This is a genomic window from Streptococcus gordonii (assembly GCF_001553855.1).
Taxonomy (GTDB): domain Bacteria; phylum Bacillota; class Bacilli; order Lactobacillales; family Streptococcaceae; genus Streptococcus; species Streptococcus gordonii.
Map to the genome: position 1 here is coordinate 470,561 of NZ_LQWV01000012.1, position 16,972 is coordinate 487,532.

Consider the following 16,972-nt stretch of genomic DNA (forward strand, 5'->3'; position numbering starts at 1 on the left):
GATGACAGTTACCGGTATTATCGCAGAGTTTAATCCTTTTCATAATGGGCACAAATATCTGCTGGAGCAGGCTACTGGTCTGAAAATCATCGCTATGAGCGGCAATTTTGTTCAGCGGGGGGAGCCGGCTATCGTGGACAAGTGGACTCGGGCTCAGATGGCTTTAGAAGCTGGAGCGGATCTGGTTCTTGAGTTGCCTTTCTTGGTCAGCGTTCAGGCGGCAGACTTTTTCGCTAAGGGGGCAGTAGACATCTTAGAGAGGCTGGACATCGAACAGCTGACTTTTGGGACCGAGGAAGTGCTGGATTATAAGAGTATTTCCAAGGTCTATGGTCAAAAGGCAGAGCAGATGGAGGCTTATCTGGCAGGCTTGCCTGATTCCCTATCCTATCCTCAGAAGACTCAGGCCATGTGGCAGGAGTTTGCAGGGCTCAATTTCTCAGGCTCTACGCCCAACCACATCTTGGGCTTGGCCTATGCCAAGGCTGTGGCGGGAAAAAATATAAAACTGAGCCCGATTCAACGCCAGGGTGCTGGCTACCATTCCTTATCAGCTGATCAGGAATTTGCCTCCGCAACTGCCCTTCGTCAGAATCTGGATCAGCCAGACTTTCTCAAGAAATTCACTTCAGCCCATCACTTGATTGAAGCGGCTCCCAAGGTGACCTGGTCGGACCTCTTTCCTTATCTCCGTTACCAGATAGTGACTTGTTCGGATTTGACAGACTTTTATCAGGTCAATCAGGAGTTGGCCGTTAGGATTAGAGAGGCCTTGAAAAGCAGTGAGACCATAGAAGAGCTAGTTGAGCAGGTGGCTACAAAGCGCTATACCAAGGCTCGGGTTCGGCGTTTGCTGACCTATATCCTGGTCGGAGCTAGGCAAGAAGAGCTTCCGTCTGGAATCCATATTTTAGGTTTTTCTGAACAGGGGCGTCAACATTTGTCCAAGCTTAAGGGAAAAGTTGAATTGGTCAGCCGTATTGGCAAGGAACCATGGGACAGTTTGACCCAGCAGGCTGATAAGGTCTATCAGCTAGGAAATCCTGCACTTAAGGAACAGAACTTTGGACGGGTTCCTGTGATTTTGTTGTAAAGAAAACTTCTATCTAAATTAGAAAGATAGAAGTCAAAGAATATAAAAATAGAAAAAGGAGTCTTCTTTTATGAGAATGAAAAAATCAATCTTACTTTCCCTCTTGGCTATCATTGCCCTTGGCCTAGGTGCCTGCTCAAACTCAAGCAATAATAAGCAGGCCAATGGTAAAGAGAATAGTGCTCAGAAAAAAACTAGTCAAAGTTCTAGTAAAACAAAAGACATAGATAGTCTATTGGAAGAAATCCAGACGGCCAACGAAAAAATGAGCAGTGTTCGTCAAAAAACCAATATAGGTGGCTTGTTGGGAACAACAGATAAAAAGATTCAAAAAGAACAAAATATGACTTCGCAAGTTATCTATAAGACCGAAAAGCAAGAAGTAGAGATGGCAAGCATTACAGTTAAGACTGTGGAGAATGGAGAAGAGAATTTTAAAGAACTCTTGATGCCGGGTGGTAAAAATACTCCATTATATACCCGTTATAATAAAACTGGAGAATGGGATAAAGAGGTCCAAGAAAAAGGAGGAAAGTATATTGTTTATCCAGACTATTTCCAACTCTTAAATGGCTTAAATGAACTAGCACAAGACTTAAAACTAGAAGAGACAGATAACGATTATGTCTTTACTTTGAAAACTCAAGATGCGGATATTTTAGGAGTATATGGGAAAGAGTTTCGGTTTAACTTTTCTCAATTTCCTAAATCCAACTTCAAAAAAGAATTGACCGTAAAGATTGACAAAAAAAGCAAATTCCTCAAAGAATTTAAGATGAATATATCTACCTCTGGTGATCAAGGAACGCTTGCTATCAAGAGTGAAACGAGTTACTCAGACTGGAACTTGGTTAAAAAGGAAGATATTCCAACTATTTCTGATGAGAAAAAAGAGCAATAAGCCGGTGAGTTGAGCTTTGTTATTCTATTTCAGTTTGCCAAGACTAAGTTCAGAAAGAGCAAGTCAATGGGGAATTTTAAGTTTAAGGTTAACAGGTAATGATCTTCTTTTCTGTGAAAGAAAAGATATAAAAGAGAGCAAATTAGACTATGTTTCTTAGTGATTTTTCCTTGTTCCTGTGTTATAATAAGAAAGATTAAAATGTAAACTATTAAAAGGAGAACCTCCAATGGGACGTAAATGGGCCAATATTGTGGCAAAGAAAACGGCCAAAGATGGCGCGAACTCAAAAGTATATGCTAAATTCGGTGTTGAAATCTATGTAGCAGCGAAAAAAGGTGATCCAGATCCAGAAACAAATACAGCTCTGAAATTTGTTATTGACCGAGCTAAGCAAGCACAAGTACCGAAGCACGTTATCGATAAAGCTATCGATAAAGCAAAAGGAAATACAGATGAAACCTTTACTGAAGGTCGTTACGAAGGTTTCGGGCCTAATGGTTCAATGTTAATCGTGGATACTTTGACTTCAAATGTGAACCGCACTGCGGCGAATGTTCGTGCTGCTTTTGGTAAAAACGGCGGGAACATGGGAGCAAGTGGTTCTGTTTCTTACCTTTTTGATAATAAAGGGGTTGTTGTATTTGCGGGAGATGATGCAGATAGCATCTTTGAATTGCTTTTGGAAGCAGATGTCGATGTAGATGATGTTGAAGCAGAAGAAGGAACAATTACGGTTTATACTGCACCAACGGATCTTCACAAGGCTATCGTAGCTCTGCGTGAGTCTGGTATCGAAGAATTTCAAGTGACAGAGTTAGAAATGATTCCTCAGTCAGAAGTGGAACTCTCTGGTGACGATCTTGCAACTTTTGAAAAATTAGTAGATGTCCTTGAAGACGATGAAGACGTTCAAAAAGTCTACACAAACGTCGAAGGCTTTTAATCTACTGGACCTGCAGTTGGGCTGCAGGTTTTTTTATTATAATGAAAAACTTCAAATGACGTTTACCAGTTAAGGCGATTATGATAAAATAGAGAGAATATATTATTTCAAGGAGATAAGGATGAAAAAAATCTTTCAATATGTAGCCATACTTGTAGCTGGATTTAGCTTGATGGCCTGTGACCTACTTCCTGGCCAAAGTAAGGGTGGAGGCACTCCAGCAGAGCAGAAAGAGACGAAATCAGGTGCCCTATCAGCTAGCAACAAAGAGATAGAAATGAAAGTAAAGGGCGGTCAGTATATTCTGCCAAGTGATGGAAAAGAAAATTCAAAATATTTAGCCTTGGAATTGGAAATTAAGAATAAATCAGACGAAACAGTTAGAATTTCTCCTTCTGATATTGATATCTATAATCCTAATGGTGAAAAAGTTAAGTTAAGCAGAGTCAGTGATTTTAAGCATGGTTTTGAGACAATACAATTCGATAATCTCTCGGCAGGAAAATCTCTTTCTGGTTATTTAGTTTTTGAGGTTGAAACCAACGGTAAGTATGAACTTGAGTATGAGAAAAAGATTTATAACCCGAAACAGAAAATTAAAGGATTTAAATTGACTATTGATCCAACTAAGTATCCTAATCAGGTGGCAGAAAGTAAGAAACTTGCTTTTGACTATCTGAATACTGTTTTCTTGGGCGGAAAAGCTAAAAGTAAGGATGAGGCTAAATCATCTGGTGGTAAGGAAGATTTTGTTTTGGGAGGCGACCTGTCCCAAAATGAAAGTGACTTCAGGGCAGCTTTTACAGAGGATTTTAAACGTAAATTACATGATTATCCATTTACTGATGACGAAGTTAATGCTTTTATCGATTCTTATGTAGAAATGAATGCCAAAAGGGCTGAGATTTCTTATAGGGTAACTCAGTACCTACCAAATGCGGTTGTGATCAAGATTAGACCAAAAACGATCAGTCTAAGTAGAACGATTTTAAACCATCGTAAAGCGTTTTATGAAAAACACCGTTCAGAATATGCCAATCTGACCGAAATTAATAAGGCAATTGACAAGAATTATGCTGACGTGATGACGGCTGGTTTAGATTCTCATCCTCTTCTTACAACTGAATCTGAATACCAGTTAACATTTGTTAAGACAGATGGGAAATGGGTTGTAGAACCAGACTATACCTATGATTCCATTGTTGTTGCTTTTGAAGGCGATATATCATAAAAAGTAAAAGAAGAGAGCCAGATTCATCCATCAGGTCTCTCTTTTTTGTTTCTTCCTTAAGCTTTGTGCTATACTGGAGAATAGGTAAGTTAGAGGAAAAGGAGCCTGCTATGAAGAAATTTTATGACAAACTAATACAAACCCGTCATTATCTCCATCGTCATCCAGAACTGTCTGGTCAGGAATATCAAACAACGGATTTTTTAAAAAAATATCTGGAAGACCTTGAGATTAGAATATTAGATTCTAATCTGAAAACAGGTCTAATTGCTGAAATCGGCTCCGGACAGCCTATAATTGCCCTGAGAGCTGATATAGATGCACTGCCCATTTTTGAACAGACTAATCTGCCTTATGCCAGTCAAAATCCAGGTGTCATGCACGCCTGTGGACATGATTTTCATCAGACAAGTCTCTTGGGGGCAGCTGAACTGCTCAAGTCTATGGAGGAAGATTTGCAAGGAACAATCCGTCTTATTTTTCAACCTGCTGAGGAGACTTCTTGCGGAGCTTTGGAAGTTATAGAAACAGGCTATTTGACTGATGTGAAAGCTATTGTTGGTTTTCACAATATGCCTCAGCTAAAAGCAAATCAGTTAGCCCTAAAGCCAGGGGCTATGATGGCTGGAGTAGAAAAATTCAAAGTAGAAGTGGAAGGGATTAGTAGTCATGCTGCACGGCCGGATCTGGGGGTTGATACAGTTTTAGCTTTGACTAGTATGGTCCAAGCCTTGCAAGTTTTAGTGGCCAGAACAGTCTCCCCTTTTGAAGCTAATGTTCTTTCTATCACCTATATCAAGGCAGGGACTACTTGGAATGTTCTGCCCCAAAATGGTTTTTTTGAAGGCACCATTCGATCCTTTAGCCCAAGCTCTCAAAAAAAATTAAAAGAAGACTTTATTAAAATTGTTGAAAATACAGCAGAAAACTTTGGTGCACGAGTTTCTATTACTTGGGATCAAACACCACCAGTGACTTATAATGATCCGGATTTGACCGAACTCTTATTTGAAAAATCTAAAACATTTGCTGAGGTGGTGGAGGCTAGACCTTCCACAGCTGGAGAAGACTTTGCTTTTTATCAGGAGAAAGTTCCAGGGGTCTTTGCCTTTGTTGGCTCAAATGGAGCAGACGATGCACCAGATCTCCACCATGACACGATGACTATCGATGACCAAGCTTTTAAAGTATCTGTTCCATACTATGTCGAAAGTGCTCTCTGTTTATTAAGATGCTATAAATAACAACTATATCCCTATATAAAAAAATGAAACTAGGCAAATCTCCTTCCTTTTGTTAAGATAGAACAGTGGCAAGGAGATTTTATTGTGCCTTTATTATGAGCCTGCAATAAATAAAATTTATACCCTTGATAAAAAATATATACTAGGCAAGCTTAGGGATATTTGTTATTATATGACATAGTTTATAAATGAATAGGAGAATATCTGTGAAAAAATTAGTAAAATATTCTGCCCTTCTTGCTCTTACTTTTGCAGCTGTCGGAACCTTAGCTGCTTGTTCAGCTTCCAATAGCAAATCTGAATCAGGTAAATCAGATGAGAAGAAGGTAACAATTGAAATTGCAACCGTTGGAACAACCCGACCTTTCTCATATGATGATGAAGATGGAAAATTAACAGGTTATGAAATTGAAGTGCTTAGAGAGGTCTTTAAGGGATCAGACAAGTATGAAATCAATTTCAATAAAACTAAATGGACTTCTGTCTTTGCTGGTTTGGATAGCGATCGCTTCCAAATTGGTGCCAACAATATTAGTTATTCAAAAGAACGTGCTGGTAAATATCTTTATGGAAACCCATATGCTAAAAACCCAACTGTTTTAGTAGTTCGTAAAGGAACAAATATTAAATCTTTAGATGATATTGGTGGTAAATCTACGGAAGTGGTACAAGGAACTTCTACAGCGAAACAGCTGGAAGATTATAACAAAGAGCATCCTAAAATGGAAACGAAAATTAACTACACGGACGGAACGATTCAGCAAATTCTTGTGAATCTGAATGAGGGACGTGCAGATTACAAGATTTTTGAACGTATTTCTGTTGATACCATTATCAAAGAACAAAATTTGGAAAATCTAGAAGTCATTGAACTTCCTAGCGATCAACAGCCATATGTTTATCCTCTATTTGCTCAGGGACAAGAAGAATTAAAAACTTTTGTAGACAAACGTATTAAGAAGCTATACGAAGATGGTACTCTTGAAGAACTTTCTCAAAAATACTTCGGTGGTAGTTACCTTCCAGAAGCAAAAGATATTAAATAATCAATAAGACTTTAACTATAAGGAGAGAAGAATATGAAATTAGCAAAATGGTTTGGAGCAGCTGCAGTTGCGGTTGCAGTCCTTGGTTTGGCAGCTTGTGGTGCATCTAATAAAGAATCAGGAAATGGCAAAGATAAAACAGTAACCATTAAAGTTGGTACAATGACAATTGACAACGACGAACAACAGCGTTGGGATCTCATTCAGAAGAAACTTGAAAAAGAAAATGTGAAACTTGATTTTACTCAATTTACAGAATACCCACAAGTAAATAAGGCCGTGGCAGATGGTGAGCTTGATGTCAATGCTTTCCAACACTACTACTACCTTAACAACTGGAATAAGGAAAATAATCAAGATCTAGTTGCGATTGCAGATACTTACATCGCACCAATCCGTCTCTACTCAGGTACAAAAGACGGTAAAAACAAGTATAAAAAAGTTAACGAACTTCCAGACGGAGCAGAAATCGCTGTACCAAATGATGCGACTAACGAAAGCCGTGCATTGAACTTGCTTCAAGCTGCTGGCCTAATTAAATTGGACAAATCTGGTAACGAGCTTGCAACAGTTGCAAACATTAAAGAAAATCCAAAGAAATTGAAAATTACAGAATTGGATGCTAGTCAAACCGCTCGCTCACTGACTTCAGTAGACGCTGCCGTTGTAAACAACACTTTCGTAAACGAAGCAAAATTAGACTATAAGAAAGCTTTGTTTATCGAACCAAAAGATAAAAATTCTAAACAATGGTACAACATCATTGCAGCTAAGAAAGATTGGGAAAAATCTGACAAGGCTGATGCAATTAAGAAGTTGATTGCAGCCTACCATTCTGACGATGTTAAAGAATTAACAGAAAAAACTTCAGATGGCTTGCTTGAGCCAGTTTGGTAAGAAGTAAAAGACAGTAGGCACCAGTCTTAATGGATTTATCAAGCATGCAAGACTGAAAGTGTTTAATAAAACTCAGTTGGGATGACCAGCTGAGTTTTATCGCCTTATTTATGGGGAGGAATTATGGCTTTTTTCAGTGAGAAAGAGCAGTTACAAAAATTTGAAGAGGATGAAGTCGCGCAGGCTTATTTTGAGGTTTTACGGGAGTTGATTGCTAAAAAATCTATTTTTGCTCAGCAGATAGGCTTGAAAGAAGTAGCAGATTATTTGAGAGAAGTTTTTGAGGATGCTGGCGCAGAAGTGACCGTTGATGCAAGTTACAGAGCTCCTTTTGTCATCGCTCGTTTTAAGAGTTCAAATCCTAATGCTAAAAGTATCATTTTTTACAACCATTATGATACAGTACCTGCAGATAGTGATCAACCTTGGACAGAAGATCCTTTCACCTTGTCTGTCAGAGATGGGGTCATGTATGGCCGAGGTGTTGATGATGACAAGGGGCATATCGTGGCTCGCCTGACAGCCTTGCAGAAATATCGAGAAGGTAAGCAAGATTTACCTGTGAATGTTACTTTTATCATAGAGGGGGCTGAAGAGTCTGCTTCGACTGACTTGGATCGCTATTTGGAAAAGCACAAGGAGGAATTGTCCGGCGCCGATCTCCTCATCTGGGAACAGGGTAGCCGGAATGCACTAGGTCAGCTAGAAATCACAGGTGGAAATAAGGGTATTGTAACCTTTGATGCCAAGGTGAAAAGCGCTGATGTAGATATACATTCGAGTTTTGGCGGTGTAATTGATTCAAGTAGCTGGTATCTTTTAAATGCACTAGCTAGCTTGCGAGGAGCTGACGGTCGCATCTTGGTAGAAGGCATCTCTGAACAAATTGTCGAGCCAAACGAACGAGAACTAGCTCTGGTTGAGGAGTTTGCGCGACGCAACCCAGAAGAACTAAAACAAATTTATGGTTTAGAATTGCCCCTGCTTGAGGAGGAAGGGCAAAAGTTCCTACGACGTTATTTTTTTGAACCAGCTATTAATATTGAGGGAATATCATCAGGTTATCAAGGTCAGGGTGTCAAGACAATCCTGCCTTCAGAAGCTAAGGCCAAGCTTGAGGTGAGACTCGTACCTGGTTTAGAACCACAAGATGTACTTGATAAGATTCGAAAACAACTGATCAAGAACGGTTATCCTAAGGTAGAGCTTATTTATACATTGGGAGAAATGAGTTACCGCAGCGACATGAGTGCTCCGTCTGTTCTTAGTGTTATTGAGTTAGCTAAGAAATATTACAGAGAAGGAGTAGCAGTGCTACCAACATCTGCCGGAACTGGCCCAATGTTTACTGTTTATGATGCTTTGAAGGTACCCATGATGGCCTTTGGCTTGGGACATGCTAACAGCCGGGATCATGGTGGAGATGAGAATGTTCGCCTAGCAGATTACTACACCCATATAGAATTAGTAAAGGAGTTGATTGCAAGCTATGAGTAAAGAAATTATTACATTAGATCGGATTGATGTGACCTTTCAGCAGAAGAAACGTCAAATCCAAGCTGTAAAAGATGTGAGTATCCGCATTAATCAAGGAGATATCTATGGAATTGTTGGCTATTCTGGAGCTGGAAAATCTACTCTGGTTCGGGTGATTAACCTTTTACAGGTACCGACTGGAGGAACTATTACCGTTGACAATGATGTCATTTTCAAGGACAAAAGAGTTCAACTTTCTGCAGCTCAGTTACGTCAAAAACGCCAGGATATTGGGATGATCTTCCAACACTTCAATCTAATGAGCCAGCTGACGGCTGAAGAAAACGTAGCCTTTGCCTTAAAGCATTCAGGCCTGTCTAAGGAAGAGAAAAAAGAGAAGGTGAAGAAGCTACTAGACTTGGTTGGTTTGGCGGATCGAGCTGAGAACTATCCTTCGCAGCTGTCAGGTGGACAAAAGCAGCGTGTAGCGATTGCTCGTGCCTTGGCAAATGATCCCAAAATCTTGATCTCGGATGAAGCAACATCAGCTCTAGATCCTAAGACGACCAAGCAAATCTTGGCTCTCTTGCAAGACTTGAATCAAAAATTAGGTTTGACGATTGTGCTTATTACTCATGAAATGCAAATCATTAAGGATATCGCTAACAAAGTAGCAGTGATGCAGGATGGACAATTGATTGAAGAGGGGTCTGTTCTTGATATTTTCTCTAATCCTAATCAGGATTTGACTAGAGACTTCATTACAACAGCAACAGGAATTAATGAAGCTATGGTTAAAATCGAAAAGCAAGAAATTGTGCAGAATCTGGCTCCAAATAGTATCTTGGTGCAGTTAGAGTACGCGGGTACAGCAACAGATGAGCCTTTGTTGAATCAAATTTACAAAAAATATCAAGTTACTGCCAATATCTTATATGGGAATATTGAAATTTTGGACCATACACCTGTTGGTGCTTTGGTAGTTGTCTTGTCTGGCGAATCAGAAAATCTTACTGCGGCTAAGACGGCTATTAGTGAAGCAGGCGTTCGTTTGACTGTTCTAAAGGGAGGTGCATAAGATGCTGAAATTAATCGAAACTTATTTACCAAATGTATATAGGATGGGCTGGACTGGTCAAGCAGGCTGGGGAACAGCTATTTATACGACCCTTTATATGACAGTAATCTCTTTCTTGATTGGTGGTTTCTTTGGCTTGATAACTGGACTTTTTCTTGTATTAACCAAGCCAGGTGGGGTTCTGGAAAATAAGGTGGCTTTCTGGATTTTGGATAAAGTGACTTCTGTCTTCCGTGCGATTCCTTTTATCATTTTGTTGGCTGTCCTATCACCTTTTTCTCACTTGATTGTTGGGACAGGAATTGGACCAAACGCTGCTATTGTGCCACTTTCATTTGCCGTTTATGCCTTTTTTGCTCGTCAAGTTCAGGTGGTTTTATCTGAGTTGGACGGTGGAGTGATTGAAGCAGCCCAGGCTAGTGGTGCAACTTTATGGGATATTATTGGTGTCTATCTTATTGAAGGTCTACCAGATTTAATCCGTGTAACGACAGTCACCTTGATTTCTTTGATTGGTGAAACTGCTATGGCGGGTGCAGTCGGTGCAGGTGGTATCGGTAATGTAGCGATTGCTTATGGTTTTAACCGGTATAATAATGACGTTACCATTCTTGCGACGGTTGTCATTGTAGCTATCATCTTTACGATTCAATTTGCAGGAGACTTTTTGACTAAAAAATTAAGTCATAAATAGAAGTTAATTTGCTAGCCACTTTGGCTAGCTTGTTCTTTGGTTAAATATTCTGAAAATTTAATTTACATTCAACTTTGTGAATGTTATAATAAGGAGAAAAAACCTACGGAAAGGGAAAGCTATGGCTCAAGAAGAGGAAAAGATCTCAAGAAGTAGGAAGAAACAGCTATTAGCTCGCTTGAAAGAGCAAATTCAACCAAAGAAGGGCTTGATTTATCTGGCTGCATTTTTATCATGGATTCAATTTTTAACGAGAATTACTAGTTTTGCTTTGATTGCTCAAGCATTGACAGAGTTCTACGAAGGAAAACAGCTTGACTTATACACTCTTTTTCTTTATTTGCTAGCCTTAAACGGTTTAGGATTTGGAATTGCTTTATTAGCCAAAAAGTTTCAAGGCATAGCCTCTCAGTTTGCACGAAACAAGCTAAAGAGAGAATTCTTTCAGGCTTTTGTTGCTAAGGCCGGTGAGTTTCAAGATAGCCGAACTGCAGCGGATATTCTAACAGTTGCTGCTCAGGGAATTGATAGCTTGGATACCTACTATTCCTACTATCTATCCTTAAATCTACGAACCTATTTTAACTGTTTAACCGTCCTTATCTTAGTCTTTTGGCTCTTTCCCTTGGGTGGTTTAATTTTTATATTATCCTTGCCTTTCATTCCTGTGTCTATCATCCTGATGCAGAAGCGATCGCGTAGGATTATGAATCGCTATTGGGGCTCTTATATGGATGTGGGCAACCTTTTTCTGGATGATTTAAAGGGACTGAACACATTGTATTCTTATCAGGCTGATGAGAAATACGAGCAGGAATTTGCGGAGCAGGCCGAAGATTTTCGCGATGCCACTATGGAACTCCTAGGATTTCAACTACAATCAGTGGGCTATATGGATGCTGTTATGTATTTGGGAATCGGCCTGTCAGGTTTTTTAGCCCTTTCCTGGCTGGCTGCTGGGCAATTGTCCTTGTTTAGCATGATTTATTTTGTCTTAATTGCGACAGAATTTTTTACACCGATTCGAGAAGCGGGCTACGGTATGCACTTGGTCATGATGAATACCAAGATGGCTGATCGTATTTTTAGTTTTTTGGATTCAGTCCAAGAGACTAAAGTAGAAACAAAACAAGATTTAGCACCATTTCAACACTTGAGTGTGCAGGATTTGTCCTTCTCCCATGGAGATAAAAAGATTCTGGATAGGGTCTCTTTTGACGTAGGAGTAGGCCAGGTATTTGCTATTGCTGGGGAAAGTGGACGTGGTAAGACGACTTTAGCCAAAATTCTACTTGGGAAATTGGAACCTGAGCAAGGCCAGATATTCTTTGGAAAGACCTCCAATGAAAATTTGGCGCAATCAGCTCTCTACAAAGAGATAATGTATGTGTCGTCAAACAGCTTTCTTTTGAATGCCAGTATTTTAGAGAATTTGCAGTTGGCGAGGGATTGGAGTCGGGACAAAATTCAGCAATGGCTGACCGAGAAGAAGCTTTTATCTTTTATTGAAAATTTACCTGAGGGTCTAGATACCCTTGTTGGTGAAGATGGCAACCTGCTGTCACCAGGTCAAAGACAGCAAGTGATTTGTGCCCGGGCAATTCTTGCTCAAAAATCGCTCTATATCTTTGATGAAATTACTTCTAGTGTTGATAAGGACAATGAAGACCTTATTTATGAACTGCTAAACGTGCTTTCTAAAGAAGCCCTTGTCATCGAGATTACTCATAAAATGAAGCGGGTAGCAGAGGCTGACCAAGTTCTTTTTATGAGTAAAGAGGGAACAGTTTTGGCTAGTCCAATCCAGCTTTACTGGGAAAATCAGGACTACAGAACTTTAGTGGATAGACAAAGAGAACTGGAGGAGAGAATTCATGGAAGCTAAAAAAACTTATCCAAGCAAACAACTCCTTTTCAGGCTATTTCAGATCATGAAGCATCTATTACCTGCTCTAGGATTAGCTGTTATTTTTGCAGTTTCAGGCTTTACAGTTTCAGTCGCGATTCCTGTTTTATTGGTAAATCAAGGATTTTTGGCTGTAGGAGGGCAAGCTCCGACTCTAGGTTTTCTGTTTCTTCTTTTAGCTTTGGCCATTGGTCGAGGACTCTTCCGCTATGGAGAGCATTATTTTGGTCATTATGTGGCTTTTCATTCCCTAGCGGACTTGCGAAAGCTTGTCTTTGCTAAACTACGACGTCTTGCGCCTGCTAAGTTAGACCGACAAGATAGTGGGAGCTTATTAAAAATGATCGGGGAGGATATTGAAGCAATTGAAGTCTTTTTTGCCCATACAGTTTCACCGATTTGCACGGGGCTTATCTCTGCTTTCATTATGTGGGTCTTTCTCTCTAGGATATCCCCAGCTCTTGGTTTTTTGGCTTTGCTGACTTACCTGCTTTTAGCTGTGGTCTTGCCTCAAAATTTTGCTCGACATTTACAAAAACTCTTATCAAAACAAGCGGATGATCGGACAAGATACATTTCTTATTTCTTGGAGAGCCTGAAGGCAATACATGATTTGTCCCAGCTCGGACAAACTTCAAAACGTTTTGCTTGTTTAGAACAAAAAAGCCAAGGTTTAAATAGCATAGAAAGGCAGGTTGCTCAGAAGCAATTTTTTGAACAAGCTCTAACCTTTTTAGTGGTGGGCTTATCTGTTATGGGCTTTGCCATCTTGTCTCTCTTCCAACTTAATCAAGGTGATATTGATCTGACTCAGGCAGGACTAGCTCTGGTAGCTTTTTCAAGCTCTTTTGCTCCATTTCTGGAATTAGGGCGACTGCCTCTAGGTTTTAAAAGAGCAATGAATGCCAGTCGGCAGGTCTTTTCGCTCTTGGATGAGCCAGAGGCAGATCGCAGTGGTTTGAAGACTGATGTCAGGATCGAATCAGTTGATATTAATCATTTAAACTTTGATTATGAGGGACGAGAGCAAGGACTTTTTCAAGGTTTATCAGCACGATTTGAAAAAGGCAGAATAATTGGCATTGTAGGTGGAAGTGGAACAGGAAAATCTACTCTCATGAAAATTATCATGCGCTGGTATGATCCTAAGGCAGGACAGGTTTTGCTGTCTGGACAGGATCATCAAACCTTCCATCGCCAGCGTTTACAAGCCTCCTTCGCCTATGTTCCTCAAGTTGCTCAGCTTTTCCATAAAAGTCTTCGGGAAAATCTAGTCTTGGGCCGAACTGATATCAGTGATGAGGCGATCTGGACCTTGGCAGCTAAATGTCGCCTCAAGGAACGTTTGGAGCGCTTGCCAGAGGGGCTAGATACTGTAATTGATGGAGAAACAACTTTTTCTGCTGGTGAAGCCCAACGTTTGGAGCTGATGCGAGCCCTGCTTAAGGAGGCAGATTGTTATATTTTTGATGAACCCACCAGCAATCTCGATTCACTGAATGAAGCAGCCTTCCTATCTATTGTCAAAGAAGAATGCCGTGGCATGGTCTTTCTCATCTCCCATCGCTTGTCAACGGTTGCTTTTGCAGATGAGGTTTATGAATTAAATCATTCTCAAGTAAGGAGGATAAAAGGATGAGAAAAGGACTACAAGTAAAAGACCTTGTGATGACAGGTGCTTTTGCAGCCCTCTATTTTCTATGCGTCGGTTTAGGCGTCCTGGTTGGTCTGATTTTCGACCGGTCAGGGAATATGTTCTATGCCCCAGCTGGAGCAGCAATCTTTGGTGGGACGGTTTACATGCTTCTACAAAGCAAGATCAAAAAATTCGGAGCTATCAGTCTCTTGGGAATCGTGATGGGAGGATTTTTCTTCTTATCTGGCCATTTCTTTGTGGCCTTCTTGCCAGGCTTGATTTTTGGCTTTCTAGCTGATTTGTTAGCCAAACAAGGAAATTATCAAAATAAATGGCTAAGTTTAGCGTCCTTTGTCCTTTTCTCCTTTGCTAATTCAGGTCCGATTATTATGATGTGGCTAGCTCGGGAGACTTATGTTCAAAGCTTGCTAGCGCGTGGTAAAACTCAAGAGTATATTGACCGGGTTATGGTTCCTGTGAATCCACAAGTGGTTCTTGGTTTTGTAATTATGGTTGTTATTGCCGCTATTATAGGGGGACTATTCGGTCAATATATGGTCAAGAAGCACTTTATAAAGTCAGGGATGGTCTCATGAAATTAGATGTACGAAGCAAGGTCCTTTTGGTTTTATTTGCCAATCTGGCCTTTCTTTTTAGAGTATCTGGCTGGCTTGAACTGATAATCGTTTCAGGCTTAGCGACGCTCTTATACTTTGCTGGAAAAGGTAAGATTGCCGTCTATAGTTTACTATCCTTTGTCCTATTTTGGACTCTGGATGCTTATCTAACTGATTTCTTTTCTTTTCAACTGATACGAAATTTCGTAACTCTGCTCACGGCTGGACGTTTTATGCTTCCTTCTTTTATGGCTGGGAGTTTGCTTTTGACAACTGCGACAGCCTACGACCTGGTTCATGGTCTCAGAAAATGGCATCTACCGGAATCTTTTCTTTTAACCTTAGGAGTGATGATGCGATTTTTGCCAGCTATACCAGCAGATGCGAAAACGATTCATAGAAGTTTACGTCTTCGAGGGATTTTCCTTAGAAAAAGGGATTTTATCTTTCGTCCAGTGACCTACTTTGAGTATCTCCTGGTACCGCTACTCATGTCACTCATGCGAACGGTTCAAGCGTTGACCATAGCTAGCCTTACCAAAGGATTAGCACTAGGAAAAAGACCGACAGAAACTTTTTCATCAACCTTTAATTTAGCAGATTGGAGTACCTGTGCATGGATGTTTATCATGACCTTGTGGATGATAAGAGGCTGATTACTGCGACCGGCTTTCGTTTTACTTATGAAAATAGCAGAGCTAGTAGCTTGCTGGTTGAAGATTTACAAATCTCATCAGGCCAGTTGGTCGTCTTATGTGGCAAGAGTGGGAGTGGCAAATCAACCTTCTTAAGATTAATCAATAGCTTAATTCCAGATTACTATGAGGGAAAATTAGAAGGTCAATTAGAAATAGCCGATCAGTCAGCAGGAAAACAGACGGTTGAAGAATGTTCCAAGCGAGTTGCTTCAGTTTTTCAAAATCCCTCCAGTCAGTTTTTTCATAAATACGTTAAGCATGAATTGGTTTTGCCTGGTGAAAATCATGGTCAATCAGCAGCAGAAATTTTGAATAAATTAGAAAAATTAACTGCTGACTTTGCTTTAGAAGACTATCTTGAACGTGACATTTCTACTTTATCAGGTGGAGAAAAGCAGAGAATTGCCCTTTTAACGGCCCTGATGCAAGACACAGATTTCTTGGTTTTAGATGAACCGACAGCTAATCTGGACAGACCAGGGATTGAGCAAGTAGCTAGTTATCTTTCTATCTTAAAACAGGAGGGGAAAACGATTCTTATAGCGGAGCATCGCTTGGATTATTTAAAGGACTTGGCTGACCGCTATCTTTATTTTGATCAAGGTGTTCTTGAAAGAGATTATTCAAAAAAGGAGTTTGATAGCTTAACGGAAACAGAACGCCATAATTTAGGACTGCGAAGTCAGCAGCTATCTAGCTCTATCTCGAGACTTGAGGCAAAGAAGCAAGTTGCTCCTTCACCACTGATGGGGGATTTGACCATAAAAAATCTTCGCTTACAGGCAGGGGACCAGGAATTGAGTTTTCTTGAAGAAGCTAACTTCAAGTCAGGAGCGATTACAGCCCTTGTGGGTCCTAATGGGAAAGGTAAATCAACTCTAGCTTTTTATCTGGCTGGTTTATTAGACGATGAAGATGCAACTTTTTCTTTAAATGGACATGCTCTGTCAGCTCATGAACGTCTGAAAGAGACTGCTTTTGTTCTGCAAGAGGTTGCTCTTCAGCTCTTTTCAGATAGTGTCCAAAAGGAGTTGACCTTGGGTTTGAAAAAAGTCGTCGATGCATCAAATATCTTAGAAAACTTAGGATTAAAAGGCTTAGAAGAAAGACATCCAATGACCCTATCAGGTGGAGAGATGCAAAGACTAGTCATAGCTAGTCAAGTCCTTACTAAAAAAAGAGTGTTTATTTTTGACGAACCTAGTTCAGGTTTAGATTACCAGCAAATGTTACAAGTGGCTGACTTACTGAAGACATTAAAAGAGCAGGGAAAAATTATTTTGCTCATTTCTCATGATGAAGAACTGCTTGAGAAGACAGCTGATTACTTTCTTACCTTAAATTAATTACTCGCTATACAAAAAAACTATAGCTTTTATAGTTGTTTATCTAGATTTCCCCTCCTATTTTTGGTATGATTGAAGAACAGAAATGTAGCTTCTGGCTTTGCTATTTTTGTATTTCTAGAGTTGATTAGACTGGCAGAATAGTAGATAAGTAGGTTAAAGT

At 40.0% G+C, this 16,972-nt stretch carries 15 protein-coding genes; all 15 read left to right on the top strand.

The window, feature by feature from the left end:
* The first annotated feature begins 1 nt into the window (after window position 1).
* The 15 genes from AWH02_RS05200 to AWH02_RS05270 all read left to right on the top strand — a co-directional run bounded on the left by AWH02_RS05200 (window position 2) and on the right by AWH02_RS05270 (window position 16,809).
* On the top strand, window positions 2–1,093 hold the full coding sequence (locus AWH02_RS05200) for a nucleotidyltransferase (RefSeq protein WP_060553030.1): 1,092 nt from the start codon (window positions 2–4) through the stop codon (window positions 1,091–1,093).
* 70 nt (window positions 1,094–1,163) lie between these two features.
* Window positions 1,164–1,994 carry a DUF6612 family protein gene (locus tag AWH02_RS05205; RefSeq protein WP_060553029.1) on the top strand — a complete coding sequence of 277 codons (831 nt, stop codon included), beginning with the start codon at window positions 1,164–1,166 and terminating at the stop codon, window positions 1,992–1,994.
* A gap of 229 nt (window positions 1,995–2,223) precedes the next feature.
* Window positions 2,224–2,940, top strand: a complete 717-nt coding sequence (locus AWH02_RS05210) for a YebC/PmpR family DNA-binding transcriptional regulator (RefSeq protein ID WP_011999961.1) — start codon at window positions 2,224–2,226, stop codon at window positions 2,938–2,940.
* A 121-nt stretch (window positions 2,941–3,061) separates the two neighbouring features.
* Window positions 3,062–4,171 carry a DUF4352 domain-containing protein gene (locus AWH02_RS05215; protein ID WP_060553028.1) on the top strand — a complete coding sequence of 370 codons (1,110 nt, stop codon included), beginning with the start codon at window positions 3,062–3,064 and terminating at the stop codon, window positions 4,169–4,171.
* 110 nt (window positions 4,172–4,281) lie between these two features.
* Window positions 4,282–5,415, top strand: a complete 1,134-nt coding sequence (locus tag AWH02_RS05220) for an amidohydrolase (RefSeq protein ID WP_060553027.1) — start codon at window positions 4,282–4,284, stop codon at window positions 5,413–5,415.
* Window positions 5,416–5,603: 188 nt separating this feature from the next.
* Window positions 5,604–6,461, top strand: coding sequence for an amino acid ABC transporter substrate-binding protein (locus AWH02_RS05225; RefSeq protein ID WP_197711254.1), 858 nt, complete (start codon window positions 5,604–5,606; stop codon window positions 6,459–6,461).
* Window positions 6,462–6,494: 33 nt separating this feature from the next.
* A complete protein-coding gene (locus AWH02_RS05230) occupies window positions 6,495–7,358 on the top strand; it encodes a MetQ/NlpA family ABC transporter substrate-binding protein (protein ID WP_060553026.1) in 864 nt (287 codons plus the stop codon).
* Window positions 7,359–7,481: 123 nt separating this feature from the next.
* Window positions 7,482–8,855, top strand: coding sequence for a M20/M25/M40 family metallo-hydrolase (locus tag AWH02_RS05235; RefSeq protein ID WP_060553025.1), 1,374 nt, complete (start codon window positions 7,482–7,484; stop codon window positions 8,853–8,855).
* Window positions 8,848–9,912: a methionine ABC transporter ATP-binding protein gene (locus AWH02_RS05240; protein ID WP_045505717.1), complete on the top strand. Its 1,065-nt coding sequence runs from the start codon at window positions 8,848–8,850 to the stop codon at window positions 9,910–9,912. Before AWH02_RS05235 ends, AWH02_RS05240 begins: the two co-directional genes overlap by 8 nt.
* Window position 9,913: 1 nt before the next feature.
* Window positions 9,914–10,606, top strand: coding sequence for a methionine ABC transporter permease (locus AWH02_RS05245; protein WP_008808468.1), 693 nt, complete (start codon window positions 9,914–9,916; stop codon window positions 10,604–10,606).
* A 121-nt stretch (window positions 10,607–10,727) separates the two neighbouring features.
* Window positions 10,728–12,491, top strand: a complete 1,764-nt coding sequence (locus tag AWH02_RS05250) for an ABC transporter ATP-binding protein/permease (protein WP_060553024.1) — start codon at window positions 10,728–10,730, stop codon at window positions 12,489–12,491.
* Window positions 12,481–14,151, top strand: a complete 1,671-nt coding sequence (locus tag AWH02_RS05255; protein ID WP_060553023.1) for an amino acid ABC transporter ATP-binding/permease protein — start codon at window positions 12,481–12,483, stop codon at window positions 14,149–14,151. The genes AWH02_RS05250 and AWH02_RS05255 overlap by 11 nt, the downstream gene beginning before the upstream one ends.
* The gene (locus tag AWH02_RS05260) at window positions 14,148–14,744 is read left to right on the top strand and encodes an MptD family putative ECF transporter S component (RefSeq protein WP_060553022.1); all 597 of its coding nucleotides are present in this window, start codon (window positions 14,148–14,150) and stop codon (window positions 14,742–14,744) included. Before AWH02_RS05255 ends, AWH02_RS05260 begins: the two co-directional genes overlap by 4 nt.
* On the top strand, window positions 14,741–15,421 hold the full coding sequence (locus AWH02_RS05265; protein ID WP_060553021.1) for an energy-coupling factor transporter transmembrane component T: 681 nt from the start codon (window positions 14,741–14,743) through the stop codon (window positions 15,419–15,421). Before AWH02_RS05260 ends, AWH02_RS05265 begins: the two co-directional genes overlap by 4 nt.
* Window positions 15,382–16,809, top strand: a complete 1,428-nt coding sequence (locus tag AWH02_RS05270; RefSeq protein ID WP_060553020.1) for an ATP-binding cassette domain-containing protein — start codon at window positions 15,382–15,384, stop codon at window positions 16,807–16,809. Before AWH02_RS05265 ends, AWH02_RS05270 begins: the two co-directional genes overlap by 40 nt.
* Window positions 16,810–16,972 lie beyond the last annotated feature (163 nt).